The 14,852-nt window shown below is 65.0% G+C and carries 13 protein-coding genes; 9 read left to right on the forward strand and 4 right to left on the reverse strand.

Annotated elements, in window-relative coordinates; genetic code table 11:
- Positions 1–64: 64 nt before the first annotated feature.
- Positions 65–2,152 carry a 3-hydroxyacyl-CoA dehydrogenase NAD-binding domain-containing protein gene (locus ACUJB0_RS00740; protein WP_444843513.1) on the forward strand — a complete coding sequence of 696 codons (2,088 nt, stop codon included), beginning with the start codon at positions 65–67 and terminating at the stop codon, positions 2,150–2,152.
- 2 nt (positions 2,153–2,154) lie between these two features.
- Here the strand turns inward: ACUJB0_RS00740 and ACUJB0_RS00745 are convergent, their stop codons facing one another.
- Positions 2,155–2,847 (reverse strand): substrate-binding periplasmic protein, encoded by a 693-nt coding sequence (locus ACUJB0_RS00745; protein ID WP_444843514.1) that lies wholly within the window; start codon positions 2,845–2,847, stop codon positions 2,155–2,157.
- A 112-nt stretch (positions 2,848–2,959) separates the two neighbouring features.
- Complete coding sequence (gene purT / locus ACUJB0_RS00750; protein WP_444843515.1) at positions 2,960–4,171, reverse strand: formate-dependent phosphoribosylglycinamide formyltransferase; 1,212 nt, start codon at positions 4,169–4,171, stop codon at positions 2,960–2,962.
- A gap of 265 nt (positions 4,172–4,436) precedes the next feature.
- Here purT and ACUJB0_RS00755 point away from each other — a divergent pair, with 265 nt between their 5' ends.
- The 3 genes from ACUJB0_RS00755 to ACUJB0_RS00765 are packed head-to-tail and all read left to right on the forward strand — an operon-like array spanning position 4,437 to position 6,780.
- The gene (locus tag ACUJB0_RS00755) at positions 4,437–5,006 is read left to right on the forward strand and encodes a transcriptional regulator (RefSeq protein ID WP_444843516.1); all 570 of its coding nucleotides are present in this window, start codon (positions 4,437–4,439) and stop codon (positions 5,004–5,006) included.
- A complete protein-coding gene (locus ACUJB0_RS00760; RefSeq protein ID WP_444843517.1) occupies positions 5,003–6,037 on the forward strand; it encodes a sensor histidine kinase in 1,035 nt (344 codons plus the stop codon). The genes ACUJB0_RS00755 and ACUJB0_RS00760 overlap by 4 nt, the downstream gene beginning before the upstream one ends.
- Complete coding sequence (locus ACUJB0_RS00765; protein ID WP_444843518.1) at positions 6,034–6,780, forward strand: LytR/AlgR family response regulator transcription factor; 747 nt, start codon at positions 6,034–6,036, stop codon at positions 6,778–6,780. The genes ACUJB0_RS00760 and ACUJB0_RS00765 overlap by 4 nt, the downstream gene beginning before the upstream one ends.
- Before the next feature lie 5 nt (positions 6,781–6,785).
- On the opposite strand, the gene ACUJB0_RS00770 is transcribed toward ACUJB0_RS00765, so the two are convergent.
- Both ACUJB0_RS00770 and ACUJB0_RS00775 read right to left on the reverse strand, forming a co-directional pair.
- On the reverse strand, positions 6,786–7,532 hold the full coding sequence (locus ACUJB0_RS00770) for a DUF481 domain-containing protein (RefSeq protein ID WP_444843519.1): 747 nt from the start codon (positions 7,530–7,532) through the stop codon (positions 6,786–6,788).
- A gap of 58 nt (positions 7,533–7,590) precedes the next feature.
- Positions 7,591–8,499 carry a LysR family transcriptional regulator gene (locus ACUJB0_RS00775; RefSeq protein WP_444843520.1) on the reverse strand — a complete coding sequence of 303 codons (909 nt, stop codon included), beginning with the start codon at positions 8,497–8,499 and terminating at the stop codon, positions 7,591–7,593.
- Between the two features lie 131 nt (positions 8,500–8,630).
- On the opposite strand from ACUJB0_RS00775, the gene gcl reads away from it, so the two are divergent.
- Genes gcl through pyk form a run of 5 tightly spaced genes read left to right on the forward strand, consistent with a single transcriptional unit; the run spans position 8,631 to position 14,834 of the window.
- Positions 8,631–10,406, forward strand: coding sequence for a glyoxylate carboligase (gene gcl, locus ACUJB0_RS00780; protein ID WP_444843521.1), 1,776 nt, complete (start codon positions 8,631–8,633; stop codon positions 10,404–10,406).
- Positions 10,407–10,418: 12 nt separating this feature from the next.
- Positions 10,419–11,198: a hydroxypyruvate isomerase gene (gene hyi / locus ACUJB0_RS00785; RefSeq protein ID WP_444843522.1), complete on the forward strand. Its 780-nt coding sequence runs from the start codon at positions 10,419–10,421 to the stop codon at positions 11,196–11,198.
- Between the two features lie 26 nt (positions 11,199–11,224).
- Positions 11,225–12,112, forward strand: a complete 888-nt coding sequence (locus ACUJB0_RS00790; RefSeq protein WP_117015046.1) for a 2-hydroxy-3-oxopropionate reductase — start codon at positions 11,225–11,227, stop codon at positions 12,110–12,112.
- Positions 12,112–13,380 carry a glycerate kinase type-2 family protein gene (locus ACUJB0_RS00795; RefSeq protein WP_444843523.1) on the forward strand — a complete coding sequence of 423 codons (1,269 nt, stop codon included), beginning with the start codon at positions 12,112–12,114 and terminating at the stop codon, positions 13,378–13,380. The genes ACUJB0_RS00790 and ACUJB0_RS00795 overlap by 1 nt, the downstream gene beginning before the upstream one ends.
- 14 nt (positions 13,381–13,394) lie before the next feature.
- Complete coding sequence (gene pyk, locus ACUJB0_RS00800; RefSeq protein ID WP_444843524.1) at positions 13,395–14,834, forward strand: pyruvate kinase; 1,440 nt, start codon at positions 13,395–13,397, stop codon at positions 14,832–14,834.
- Positions 14,835–14,852 lie beyond the last annotated feature (18 nt).

The raw sequence follows: 14,852 nt of genomic DNA on the forward strand, positions 1-14,852 counted from the left end.
CGACCGTTCTTTTATGGGGTATAGTAAGTGGGCTGAGGTTCCCACTAAAACATAAGGAAGAGACATGACTGCTGAATATCAAGTCCACGGCACGGTTGCCGTCATCACGCTGAACAATCCGCCGGTCAACGGCCTGGGCCTGGCCACCCGCACGGCGGCGGTCAAGGGCATCCAGCAGGCGCTGGCGGACGACACCGTCAAGGCCATCGTGATCACCGGCGCCGGCAAGGCCTTCTCCGGCGGCGCCGACATCAAGGAATTCAATTCGCCCAAGGCGCTGACCGAGCCCAGCCTGCACACGCTGATCGCCACCGCCGAAAGCTCGACCAAGCCGGTGGTCGCCGCCATCCACACCGTCTGCATGGGCGGCGGCCTGGAGCTCTCGCTCGGCTGCCACTACCGGGTGGCGATGCCGGGCGCGCAGATCGCGCTGCCGGAAGTGAAGCTGGGCCTGCTGCCGGGCGCCGGCGGCACGCAGCGCCTGCCGCGCGTGCTGGGCCTGGAAATGGCACTGAACATGATCGTCTCCGGCACGCCGGTCGCGTCCGACAAGCTGGCCAACACCGCGCTGTTCGACGCCGTGTTCACCGCCGACGCCGACCTGGTCAGCTCGGCCGTGGCCTTCGCCGAGACCATCGCCGACGTGCGCCCGCTGCCGAAAGTGCGCGACCGCAAAGTCGATTACCCGAACCACGAAGCCTTCCTGCAGTTCTCGCGTAACACGGTCAAGGCCATGTCCGGCCCGTTCCCGGCGCCGCTGGAGTGCGTGGAAACCGTGGCCGCCTCGGTCACGATGAAGTTCGAGGACGGCATGAAGTTCGAACGCGAACGCTTCCTGCACCTGATCCAGACCACCGAATCGAAAGCGCTGCGCCACGCCTTCTTCGCCGAGCGCGTCGCCAGCAAGGTACCGGACGTGCCGGCAGATACGCCGGTACGCGCCATCAAGCAGGCCGCCGTGATCGGCGCCGGCACCATGGGCGGCGGCATCGCCATGAACTTCCTGAACGCCGGCATCCCGGTCGTCATGCTGGAGACCAAACAGGAGGCGCTGGACAAGGGCCTGGCCACGATCCGCAAGAACTACGAGAACACCATGAAGAAGGGCAAGCTGACGCAGGAGAAGTTCGACCAGCGCATGGCCCTGGTGAGCGGCACGCTGGCGTATGAGGATATCGGCCAGGCCGACATCGTGGTGGAAGCCGTGTTCGAGGACATGGGCGTGAAGGAAACCGTGTTCCGCAAGCTGGACGAGGTGATGAAGCCGGGCGCCATCCTGGCCTCCAACACGTCGACCCTGGACCTGAACCAGATCGCCAGCTTCACCAAGCGTCCGCAGGACGTGATCGGCACCCACTTCTTCAGCCCCGCCAACGTGATGAAGCTGCTGGAGATCGTGCGCGGCGCGCAGACTGGCAAGGACGTCCTGGCCACCGCGCTGGCGTTGTCGAAAAAGCTGAAGAAGACCGGTGTGGTATCCGGCGTTTGCGATGGCTTCATCGGCAACCGCATGATCGAGCAGTACAGCCGCCAGGCCGGCTTCCTGCTGGAGGAGGGCGCGCTGCCGGAGCAGGTCGACAAGGCGATGGAGAAGTTCGGCTTCGCCATGGGACCGTTCCGCATGGGCGACCTGGCCGGCAACGACATCGGCTGGGCGATCCGCAAGCGCCGCTATGTGGAGAAGCCGGAGATCAGCTACTCCAAGACCGCCGACCTGCTGTGCGAGATGGGCCGCTACGGCCAGAAGACCGGCGCCGGCTGGTACGACTACAAGGCCGGCGACCGTAAGGCCTATCCGAATGAGCAGGTCAACGCGATGATCGTGCAGCACTCGGCCGACATCGGCGTCACGCGCCGCAAGATCAGCGACCAGGAAATCGTCGAACGGCTGGTGTACTCGATGGTCAACGAAGCGGCCCATATCCTGGAAGAGGGCATCGCATTGCGCGCCTCCGACATCGACATGGTCTACCTGACCGGCTACGGCTTCCCGCTGTTCCGCGGCGGCCCGATGTTCTATGCCGATACGGTGGGCCTGCCGAACGTGCTGGCGGCGATCAACAAGTACGCCAAGGGCCACCAGGGCAGCGCCTGGAAACCCGCTCCCCTGCTGGTCAAGCTGGCGGAAGAGGGCAAGGGCTTCAATAGCTGATCTTATTTGACCAGGCCAGTGCCCTGCGGGATGTGATAGGCGTCGTAGTAATGGCGCTTGTAGATCGCCGTAAGGGCGCCGGCCTTCTGCATGTCATGCATGGCGCTTTCCAGCGCCGCCAGGCGCTCCGGCGAGACGGATGTCCGCGATACCGCTATCGAACGCGGTTGGCCGTCCGAGGGCATGCGGAAGGCCGCTTTCTCCAGTTGCCCGTCCAGGTGCAGCGCCGACACCAGCGCGTCGCCTTGGTCCTCGGGGATCAGCACCGCGTCGATGCGGCCCAGTGCCAGCTTGCGGAAGTTGGCCTCCATGTCCTTGGCTGGATCCCGCTGCACCGACCAATCGCGGTCGAAGCGCCGCAGATACTCCGCGCCCCATTTGGTGCCGATGCGTAGCGGCGCGATGTCCGCATAGTCGTTGATGGTGACGTTGCCGTCTTTGCGCACGTAGAACACGCGGTCCGCACTGTGTTCGCGGTATGGCGTCTGCAGGAAGTACAGGAAGGTGTCGCGGCGCGGCGTCTCGCGCAGGCCGATCATGATGTCTGCCGTGCCTTGCTCCAGCATGAACTGGCAGCGCTTGAGCGGACACGGTTTGATCTGCAGGGTCAGGCCGGCGCGCCGCGCCAGCTCGCGGGCGATTTCGGTATAGGCGCCGCCATAGACGCCATCCTCCTCGGTGATCCAGGGCAGCATCTTGTTGACCGCCAGGACCAGCGTATGCTCTCCGCTTTCCGGCTCCGCCTGCGCGAGCGCCGGCAGCGACGCCGCCAGCGCCGTTATCGCGAAAAGCAGGCGGCGCAGGATTTTACTTACCTGATACCGGCTTGACCTTGGCCGCCGCTTCCTTGGCGCGGGCGCGGGCGGTTTCAACGTCGTCGGCGGTGGCCAGCGCCACGCCCATGCGGCGGCGTGCGAACGATTCTGGCTTGCCGAACAGGCGGATGTCGGTGCCCGGCACGCGCAGCGCTTCGGCCACGCCTTCGAAGGCGATGCCGGCCGCTTCATGCTGGCCGTAGATGACGGCCGATGCACCCGGCGCTTTCAGCGCGACGTTGACCGGCAGGCCGAGGATGGCCTTGGCGTGCAGTTCGAATTCGCTTTGAACCTGGGTCGCCATGGTCACCATGCCGGTGTCGTGCGGGCGTGGGCTCACTTCCGAGAACCAGACCATGTCGTCCTTGACGAACAGCTCCACGCCGAACAGGCCCAGGCCACCCAGGTCGCCGGTGACTTTCTCGGCGATGTCGCGGGCGCGCGCCAGCGCCAGTGGATTCATGCGGCATGGCTGCCAGGATTCGACGTAGTCGCCTTGCACCTGCACGTGGCCGATCGGATCGCAGAACTGGGTCTCGACCTGGCCGTTGGCGCCGATGGAGCGTACCGTCAGCAGGGTGATTTCGTAGTCGAAGTCGATGAAGCCTTCGACGATCACGCGGCCCGCATCCACGCGGCTGCCGGCGGCGGCGTAGTCCCACGCGGCCTTGACTTCGGCGGCGCTGTCGATCTTGGATTGGCCTTTGCCCGACGAGGACATGACTGGCTTGATCACGCACGGGAAGCCAATGGCGGCGGTGGCCGCTTCAAGTTCGGCCAGGCTGCTGGCGAAGCGGTACGGCGACGTCGCCAGGCCCAGTGTTTCGGCGGCCAGGCAGCGGATGCCTTCGCGGTTCATGGTCAGCTGGGCCGCGCGCGCGGTCGGGATGCAGGTGATCTTGCCGGCTTTTTCCAGCGCGGCCAGCGTGTCGGTGGCGATGGCTTCGATTTCCGGCACGATCAGGTCCGGCTTCTCCTGTTCGATCAGCGCGGCCAGCGCGGCGCCATCGGCCATGTTGATGACGTGGGCACGATGCGCGACCTGGTGGCCCGGCGCGTTCGGATAACGGTCCACGGCAATCACCTCCACGCCCAGGCGCTGCAAGGCGATGATGACTTCCTTGCCTAGTTCACCGGAGCCGAGCAGCATGACTTTGGTGGCGGTGGGAGACAGTGGAGTGCCGAAAATGCGTGGAGTGTTCATGTGGAAGTCCGGGAGTGAGGGATAACGGTTGATGGTGCGCCGCAGCGCCGCGCGGGCCGACTATAGCAAAATGCGGCTATTTTGGACAGCGGCAGGGGCATTATAATAAACCCAATCTTGGCATCGGATTAATCGCAGGCGCTTATCGCGGCCTGGCTGCGTTTATCCGGCAGGGGCTGCGCCGGTCGCATGGCCATCCGCGCCGCCGCATCGTCAGGCAAAGTGTGCCCATGACATTCCGTCATGGACATGACTAAGGAAAAAAATGAAACCAATGCACGTAATCGCCGCCGCACTTGCCGCCACTTCGCTGTGGGTGGTCGCGGCCGAATCGACCGGCAAGCTGCCCGCTCCCTGGTATGTCGGCGGGGGGACGCCATCGTCCTATCAGGCGGGGATAGACAGTGTGGAAACCACCAGCGGCAAGGGCTCCAAGTTCCTGCGCTACGTCCAGGGCGAGGGCAAGAGCTTTACGACGCTGTCGCAGGGCGTATCGGCACAGCGCTATCTGGGCCAGCGCGTGCGGTTCCAGGCACGTGTGAAGTCGCGCGACGTGAGTGTCTGGGCGGGCCTGTGGATGCAGGTCAGCGGGCCGACACCCGCCAAGCTGGCCTTCTACAACAGCCAGGACAAGCCGATCACCGGCACCACGGATTGGCAGACCCGCAGCGTGACGCTGGATGTGCCGGAGGAGGCGACCACCATTAACTTCGGCGTGATCAACGCCGGCACCGGCCAGGTCTGGATAGACGAGCTTTCGTTCGAGGTGGTCGGCAAAGACGTGCCGGTCGACTCCTTCCAGCGTAACAAGTTGCCGGAGTCGCCGACCTTATGAGCGCCGCAGCCGGTGGCGGTTACGCGGCATTGACCGAGGCGGCGGCGAGCACGGTTCCGCAAAAGGCGCTCAGCGCGGCGCTGGTCGCCGGCTTTGCCGCCGTTTGCCTGGCGCTGCGGGCGTACACCTTGCTCGCGCTGTTCAGCGCCATGCTGTTGCCGGTGGGCGCAAGCGGCGCGTGCATGCTGGTGCTGCTGGCCCGCGCGGCACGGCTGCGCGAATGGCGCTTTCTGTGGCCGGTCCTATTGCTGTTTATCGGCGGATTCAGTTGGTTGGCCGGCCTGTTGTATCACGAGGGCATGGGCCGGGCCGGCATCGTCACGCACAACGATTTGCTGGTGCAGTTTTCAGTGGCGGCGCTGGCGCTGCTGCTGTTGGCGCCCCGGCTGTGGATCGCACAGCAGCAATCGCGCGCGCTGCAGATGGCGCGGCTGACGCAGGCCGCGTTGTCCGCCGACCTGAAGGCCCTGCAAGCCCAGATCGAACCGCACTTCCTGTATAACACGCTGGCCAATACGCGTTATCTGGCACGCCACGACCCCGAGCGCGCTGTGGCGATGCTCGATCACCTGATCGGTTACCTGCACACGGCGCTGCCGGACCTGCGCAGCCCGATGTCCAGCCTTGGCCGGGAGTGCGAACTGGCGGGCCACTATCTGGCGCTGATGGGCATACGGTTTGGCGACCGCCTGCAATACGACATCGACTGCCCGCCCGAGTTGGGCGTGGTGGAGCTGCCACCGCTGATGTTGATGCCGCTGGTGGAGAACGCCGTGCAGCACGGCGTCGAACCGCACCCCGGCAACGTAATGGTGCGCATGCTGGTGCGCCGCCAGGACGATGCGTTGGTGGTGGCGGTGCGTGACAACGGCGCAGGCCCGGGCAAAGCGGCGCTGGGCAGCGGGGTCGGATTGCGCAACCTGCGCGAACGCCTGGCCGCCTTGCACGGCAATGCCGCCGGATTCCGTCTTCAAGTCGCGGCGGACGGCTGGACCGAGGCTGTGATCACATTGCCAATGGGGGCCGCATGATGCATCGTCCACGCATACTGATCGCGGACGACGAGCCTTTGCTGCGCGCGGAGCTGCGCCAGTCGCTGGCGGCGTTGTGGCCGGAGGCCGAACTGGTGGCCGAAGCGGCGGATGGCTACGAGGCGCTGCGCCTGGCGCGGGCGCTGGAGCCGGACGTCGCCTTCCTCGATATCCGCATGCCGGGCCTGAGCGGCCTGGAAGTGGCGCGCACCTTCGGCGCCCGTACGCATGTGGTGTTCGTCACGGCCTACCAGGAGCACGCGCTGGCCGCGTTCGATGAAGGCGCGATCGATTACGTGCTCAAGCCCACCGATCCCGTGCGCCTGGTGCGCGCCATCGAGCGGGTGCGCGCGCGCCTTGGCACGCCTCCGCCCGACCTGGCGCGGCTGATGCAACAGCTGTCGCCAAAACCGGCGGCGCCGTCATGGCTGCAGGCGACCGTCGGCAACTCGATCCACTTCATCGATTTGAGCGACGTGATTTACTTCTGTTCGGAGTTCAAATACACGCGGGTGGTGACGCCGCAGCAGGCCGAGGCCCATATCCGCACGCCGCTGAAGGAGCTGGCGGCCGAACTGGAAGACGCTGGATTCTGGCAGATACACCGGGGATATGTGGTGGCGGTGAAGCGCATCGCGGCCGTCAGCCGCGACGCCGACGGCGCCTTGTGGCTAAGCCTGCGCGGCCATCAGGACAAGCTGCCCGTGAGCCAGCGCTTCCAGCACCGGTTCAAGGGCATGTAGCGCTTTTAGAACGAGTAGACCAGCGTTACCGAGGTTTGGGTGTCGGTGTTCTTTTTATCTTCCGGCACGTTGGTGTCGTTGCGGACGCTGAACGCGGCCTTCATCTGCATGGTGCTGTTGATTTTGGTGCGCAGCGCTGTCTCGGCCAGCGAGTGCATGTTCGAGGTGCCGCGTTCGACGCTCAGGTTCTGGCTGAACAGGGCGGTGTCGCTCAGCTTCCATTTCAGGTTGGCCGCGCCGCGCACGGTCATGCCGCTTTCCATTTCACCGGTCGAACGGGTGCCATTGAAATAGCCCGGACCAATTTCCACGTCCATGCTGTGGTCCGGCGTCTTGTAGGTCTCGGTGCCGTAACCGACACCCACCGTGGAGTAGCGGGTGTACGCGCCGAATTTGTCGTTGACGTGGGTGGCCAGCGCGAACAATTTGTCGTGGTCCTGCAGCAGCTTGTAGGCGGCTTTGGCGGAGAACGAATAGCGCTGGGCGGAACGCTCGCGCACTTTTTCGCCGTCGGACCTGGTGACCTGTTCGTCCTTGAAGTACCCGGCCAGGACATACTCGTTGCTCCAGTCGGGCAGCTCCTGCTTGGCATCCAGCTTGCCGGTGACCGAAGTACCGACCGTGTTGCCTGACGTGGAGATGGCGCCCAACTCCGCGGAGTTGTTCCAGTCGTGGCCGAGGATGGATTCCGCGGCGGCGTAGCCTTGGACCAGGGAGAGGGTGAGGGCGGGGATAAGTAGGATCGCTTTCATGCCGAATATTGTACCTTAGCCCGAAAATCAGCGCATCCAACCGGATCGCGGGTAGGGATCAGCTGGTGAGCCAGTAGTCCGGACGGGCGTAGATCTCCTTCAGCATGTCGATGAAGAAGCGCACCTTGGCCGGCAAGTGCCGCTGCTGCGGATAGACCGCCACGATGTCGTACTGCGGCAGCGCGTAATCGTCCAGCACCGTGATCAACTCACCGGAGGCTAGCTGCGACTGGATCTCCCACGATGAACGCCACGCCAGACCCAGGCCCTCGGTGGCCCAGCGGTGTAGCAGTTCACCGTCGTTGCAGTTCAGGTTACCGTCCGCCCGCACCGTCACCTGCTTGCCGTGATCCTGGAAGTACCAGCCGCGCTGCTGCCCGCCCTGCAGGTTGAAGGCCAGGCAGTTGTGCTGCGCCAGGTCGTCCAGCGTGCGTGGAATGCCGTGGCGGTCGAAGTACTCCGGCGTGCCGCACACCACGCGCCGGTTGCTCGCCAGCTTGACGGCGACGAAGCTCGGATCGATCACGCCGCCGATGCGGATGCCGACGTCGTAACCGTCCCGCACCAGGTCCACCACGCGGTCGGTCAGGTTGAAGGAGATCTGCACGTCGGGATGCGCGCGCACGAAGCCCGCCGCATGGGGCGCCACGTGCTTGCGGCCGAAGGCTGCCGGCGCCGAGACGATCAGGTGGCCGGTGGCGCGGTGCCGTCCCTCGGACACCATGCGGTCCGCATGGCCCAGATCCGCGAGCAATTTGCGGCAATGGTCCAGGTACAGCGTGCCTTGCTCGGTGAGCGTCAGGTGGCGCGTGGTGCGGTGCATCAGCTTCACGCCCAGGCGCTTCTCCAGCGCGTCGATGCGCCTGCCCAGCATCACGGGCGTGATGTGCTGGCCCATCGCCGCCCGTACCAGGCTGCCTTTTTCGGCCACGTCGACGAAGGCCTCGATTTGCGTCAGTTTGTCCATGGCTCGATTATTCCACACTTATTCCATATTTTGAGTATCGAATAAAGCGAGAGTTTGTCTTCTTATCACGGCCCGCCTTTCCCGCTACGATGATCCCATCAAGTTCAGTACTTAACCATCAGGGGACAAGCATGGCACGGATGACAGCAGCGCAGGCGGCAGCAATCGTTTTGGAAAAAGAGGGGGTGAATCAGGTGTTCGGAGTTCCGGGCGCCGCGATCAACCCGTTTTATGCGGCATTGAAGAAGCAGGGCAGCGCGAAGCACATCCTGGCGCGCCACGTCGAGGGCGCGTCGCACATGGCCGAGGGCTACACCCGCGCCAAGGCGGGCAATATCGGCGTGTGCATCGGCACCTCCGGCCCGGCCGGCACCGACATGATCACCGGCCTGTATTCGGCCCAGGCGGATTCCATACCTATCCTCTGTATTACCGGCCAGGCGCCGCGCGCCCGTTTGTACAAGGAGGACTTCCAGGCGGTCGATATCGAGTCGATCGCCAAGCCGGTGACCAAGTGGGCCGTCACCGTGCGCGAACCGGCGCTGGTGCCGATGGTGTTCCAGCAGGCCTTCCACATCATGCGCTCGGGCCGTCCCGGTCCGGTGCTGGTGGACCTGCCGTTCGACGTGCAGATGGCGGAAATCGAATTCGACCCGGACACCTACCAGCCGCTGGAAGCCTACAAGCCCAAAGCCACCCGCGCCCAGATCGAAAAAGCGTTGACGATGTTGAACGACGCGGAATGCCCGCTGATCACCGCCGGCGGTGGCGTCATCAACGCCGACGCGTCCGACCTGCTGGTGCAGTTCGCGGAACTGACCGGCGTGCCGGTGATCCCGACCCTGATGGCGTGGGGCGCGATCCCGGATGACCACAAACTGATGGTCGGCATGGTCGGTTTGCAAACCAGCCACCGTTACGGCAACGCCACGTTGCTGGCGTCCGACTTCGTGTTCGGCATCGGCAATCGCTGGGCCAACCGCCACACCGGCACCATCGAGGTGTACACCAAGGACCGCAAATTCGTCCACATCGACATCGAGCCCACCCAGATCGGCCGCGTGTTCGGCCCTGACTTCGGCATCGTCTCCGACGCCGGCGCAGCGCTCAAGCTGATGATCGAAGTGGCAACCGAGTGGAAGGCCGCCGGCAAGCTCAAAGACCGTGCGGCGTGGGTGGCGCAATGTAATGAACGCAAGCGCACCATGCAGCGCAAGACGCACTTCGAACAGGTGCCGGTCAAGCCGCAGCGCGTGTACGAGGAGATGAACAAGGCCTTCGGCCGCGATACCTGCTACGTCAGCACCATCGGCCTGTCGCAGATCGCCGCCGCGCAGTTCCTGCACGTGTATAACGCCCGCCACTGGATCAACTGCGGCCAGGCCGGCCCGCTGGGCTGGACCATCTCCGCCGCGTTGGGCGTGGCCGCCGCCGACCCGCAGCGCAAGGTGGTGGCCATTTCGGGCGACTACGACTTCCAGTTCATGATCGAAGAGCTGGCGGTGGGCGCGCAATTCAAGCTGCCGTACCTGCATGTGGTGGTGAACAACTCCTACCTCGGCCTGATCCGCCAGTCGCAGCGCGGCTTCGACATGGACTTCTGCGTGCAGCTGTCGTTCGAGAACATCAACGCGCCGGAACTGAACGGCTATGGCGTTGACCACATCGCCGTGGTGGAAGGCCTGGGCTGCAAAGCGATCCGCGTGACCAATGCGGACGAGCTGCCGGCCGCCTTCGAGCAGGCCAACAAGTGGATGGAGGAGTTCAAGGTGCCGGTTGTGGTGGAGGTGATCCTGGAGCGCGTGACCAATATCGCGATGGGCACCGACATCGACAAGATCAACGAATTCGAAGAGCTGGCGCTGCGCGGATCCGACGCGCCGACCGCGATCTCCCTGCTGGACTGAGAGGAAAACAACATGACCAAACTTGCAGCCAACCTCACCATGCTGTTCACCGAGGTGCCGTTTATCGACCGCTTCGAAGCGGCGGCCCGCGCCGGCTTCCAGGCCGTGGAGTTCCTGTTCCCGTATGCGTACAGCGCCCGCGACCTGTCCGAGCGCCTGAAGGCCAACAAACTGGAACTGGTGCTTCACAACCTGCCGGCGGGCCACTGGGAAGCCGGTGAGCGCGGCATCGCCTGCCATCCGGACCGCGTGGCCGAATTCCGCGATGGCGTCTGGACCGCCATCGCCTACGCCAAGGAACTGGGCGTGAAGCAGGTGAACTGCCTGGTGGGCATCCTGCCCCAGGGCGTGACGCGGCAGGACGCGCAGGTCACGCTGGTGGACAACCTGCGCTTCGCCGCCGAGGCGCTGAAGGACGAGGGCATCCGCCTGCTGATTGAACCGATCAACAGCTACGACATTCCCGGCTTCTTCCTGACCAATACGGCGCAGGCGGCATCGCTGATCGCGGTCACCGGATCGGACAACCTGTTCATCCAGTACGACATCTATCACATGCAGCGCATGGAAGGTGAGCTGACCAACACCATCAAGAAGCACCTGCCGCTGATCGGCCACGTGCAGCTGGCGGATAACCCCGGCCGCAACGAGCCGGGCACCGGCGAAATCAACTACCGCTACCTGTTCGAGCAGCTGGACGCCGCCGGCTACCAAGGCTGGATCGGTTGCGAATACAAGCCCCGCACCACGACGGAAGCGGGCCTGGGCTGGCGCGCGGCGCATGGCGTTTAAATCACATACTTTTTAAGGAAAATATCATGTCTCGAGTTGGATTTATTGGTCTGGGTATCATGGGCGCACCGATGGCGCAGCACCTGCTGAACGGCGGCCACAAGCTGTACCTGCATGACATCAAGAACCCGCCGTTCCCGCTAATCGAGGCCGGTGCGACGGTCTGCACCTCGGCTGCCGAAGTGGCGGCGCGCGCCGACATCATCATCGTCATGGTGCCGGACACGCCGCACGTCGAAGCGGCCCTGTTCGGCGAAGAAGGCGTGGCCAAGGGCCTGCGTCCGAACACCATCGTGGTCGATATGAGCTCGATCTCGCCCATCGAAACCAAGAAGTTCGCCAAGAAGATCAATGCCTTGGGCTGCGAATACCTCGATGCGCCGGTCTCCGGCGGCGAAGTGGGCGCCAAGGCCGGTTCGCTGACGATCATGGTCGGCGGCTCGGAAGCGGCGTTCGATATCGTCAAGCCGCTGTTTGAACTGATGGGCAAGAACATCACGCTCGTCGGCGGCAACGGCGACGGTCAGACCACCAAGGTCGCCAACCAGATCATCGTCGCGCTGAACATCCAAGCCGTGGCCGAGGCGCTGCTGTTCGCGTCCAAGGCCGGCGCCGACCCGGCCAAGGTGCGCTCCGCGCTGATGGGCGGCTTCGCCAACTCGCGCATCCTGGAAGTGCACGGCGAACGCATGGTCAAGCGCACCTTCAATCCGGGCTTCCGCATCGAGCTGCACCAAAAGGACCTGAACCTGGCGCTTCAGGGTGCCAAGGCAATGGGCGTGTCGCTGCCGAATACCGCGATGGCGCAGGAGCTGATGAATGCCTGCGCGGCCAATGGCCTGGGCGGCATGGACCACTCGGCACTGTGCCGCGCGATCGAGCTGATGTCCAACCACCAGATCGCCGAGGCGTAATGAGTACGCTGAATCCACGCCAATTCCTGCTTGATCTTTATGGCAGCGCGGTGGACGCTGTCAGTGCGGAGAAGTGCTTGCCGGCCTACCTGCCGGAACCGCCGAAGAACGGCCGCACGCTGGTGATCGGCGCGGGCAAGGGCGCCGCCGCCATGGCGCGCGCGGTCGAGCGTCACTGGAAGGGTGATATTTCCGGGCTGGTCGTCACGCGCTACGAGCATGGCGTGGACTGCGAGCGCATCGAAGTCATCGAGGCCGCCCATCCGGTGCCGGACGAGGCGGGCCGCGCCGCCGCAGGCCGGATGATGGAGATGGTCCAAGGTCTGAGCGAGAACGATCTGGTGCTCTGCCTGATCTCCGGCGGCGGCTCGTCGCTGCTGGCGTTGCCGGCGCCCGGTATCACGCTGGAGCAGAAGCAGGCGCTGAACAAGGCTTTGCTGAAGAGCGGCGCCGCCATCTCCGAGATGAACTGTGTGCGCAAGCACCTGTCGGCCATCAAGGGCGGCAGGCTGGCGCTGGCCTGCGCGCCGGCACGCGTGGTGACGTTGCTGATCTCCGACGTGCCCGGCGACGATCCCGGCATCATCGCCAGCGGCCCGACGCTGCCCGATCCGACCACCTGCGCTGATGCGCTGGCGGTACTGCGCAAGTACGACATCGCCATCCCGGACAGCATCCGCGAACATCTCGAATCCGGCGCGGGCGAGACGCCGAAGCCGGGCGATCCGCGCTTCGCGCGCAACAGCCATCACGTGATCGCCATCGCGCAGGATGCGTTGGAGGCGGCGGCGGCACATGCGCATGCGGTGGGCATCACGCCTTACATCCTGTCCGACGGTATTGAAGGCGAATCGCGCGATGTCGCCATTGTCCACGCGGCGATGGCGCGGCAGGTGGCGACGCGCGGCCAGCCGTTCCAGCGGCCTTGCGTCATCATTTCCGGCGGCGAGACCACGGTGACGGTGCGCGGCTCGGGGCGCGGCGGGCGCAATGCGGAATTCCTGCTCAGCCTTGCGGTGGCGCTGGACGGCCATCCCGGCATCCACGCCGTGGCCTGCGACACCGACGGCATCGACGGCTCCGAGGACAACGCCGGTGCGCTATACGGCCCGGACTCGCTGGAGCGCGGCCTGACGCAGAAACTGCGGGCCAAGACGCTCTTGGAAAACAACGACGGCTACGGCTATTTCAGCGCGTTGAACGATCTGGTGGTCAGCGGCCCTACCCGCACCAACGTCAACGACTTCCGCGCCGTTTTAATTCTGTAAAAAAGGAACACCCAATGCGACGTCAACGTCAGGCCAAAATCGTGGCCACGCTCGGCCCGGCCAGCAGCAGCAAGGAAGCCATCCAGGCATTGTTCGAAGCGGGCGCCGATGTGTTCCGCTTTAACTTCAGCCACGGTACCCATCAGGACCACCAGGCGCGCTGCAACATCGTGCGCGAGATCGAACGCGGCGCCGGCCGGCCGATCGCCATCCTGGCCGATCTGCAGGGGCCCAAGCTGCGCGTGGGCCAGTTCGCCGAAGGGAGGGTGACGCTGGTGGCCGGGCAGGAGTTCGCGCTGGACCGCGACACGTCGCCCGGCAATGCGCAACGCGTGTGCCTGCCGCACCCGGAGTTGTTCGAAGTGATCGACAGCGGCCAGTCCTTGTTGCTGGATGACGGCAAGCTGCGGCTGGCGGTGGTCGCCAACGAGGGACGGGTGATACGCACGCGCGTCGTCAACGGCGGCGTGCTGTCGGACCGCAAGGGCGTCAACGTGCCGGACGTGGTGCTGCCTATCCCGGCGCTGACGGAGAAGGACCTACGTGACCTGGACTTCGCGCTGGAGATGGGCGCGGACTGGATTGCGCTGTCGTTTGTGCAGCGGCCGGAGGACCTGGTCCAAGCCCGCGCCATCGTCGGCACGCGCGCCGCGCTGCTGGCCAAGCTTGAGAAGCCGGCTGCGCTGGATGAACTCGACGCCATCGTCGCGGTATCGGATGCCATCATGGTGGCGCGCGGCGACCTGGGTGTGGAGGTGCCGCCGGAGCGGGTTCCCGGCGTGCAGAAGCGTATCCTGCGCGCTTGCCGCCTGCAGGGCAAACCGATCGTCATCGCCACGCAGATGCTGGAGTCGATGATCTCGGCGCCAGTGCCGACGCGGGCGGAAGCTTCCGATGTGGCCAGCGCGATCTACGACGGCGCCGACGCGGTGATGCTGTCGGCGGAATCGGCCAGCGGCGCTTATCCGACCGAGGCGGTGTCGATCATGGACCGCATCATCTGCGAAGTGGAGAAGGATCCGCTGTACCGACAGATGATCGACGCCCAGAACCAGGCGCCGATGCCGAACAGCGGCGACGCGATCTGCTCCGCGTTGCGCGACGTGACGCAGATCGTCGGCGCGGTGGCGACGGTGACGTACACCAGCTCCGGCCACACCAGCCTGCGCGCGGCGCGGGAGCGGCCGATGGCGCCGATCCTGAGCATCACGCCGAACCTGTCGACGGCGCGCCGCCTGGCGCTGGCCTGGGGTGTGCATTCGACCGTGAGTGCGGACGTGCGCAATGTGGACCGCATGGTGGCCGCGGCGTGCCAGGCGGCGCTGCGGGAAGGATTCGGTCAGCCGGGCGATCAGATCGCGATCACGGCAGGCGTGCCATTCGGCCAGCCGGGCAGCACCAACCTGCTGCGCATCGCGCAGATCTGGCCGAGCGACGAGCCGGCGGCGGCGTGATTCTATCGTCGACCTTTC

Origin of the sequence: Duganella caerulea (assembly GCF_040362985.1) — a bacterium.
In the GTDB taxonomy this organism is placed as follows: Bacteria; Pseudomonadota; Gammaproteobacteria; order Burkholderiales; family Burkholderiaceae_D; genus Rugamonas; species Rugamonas vulcania.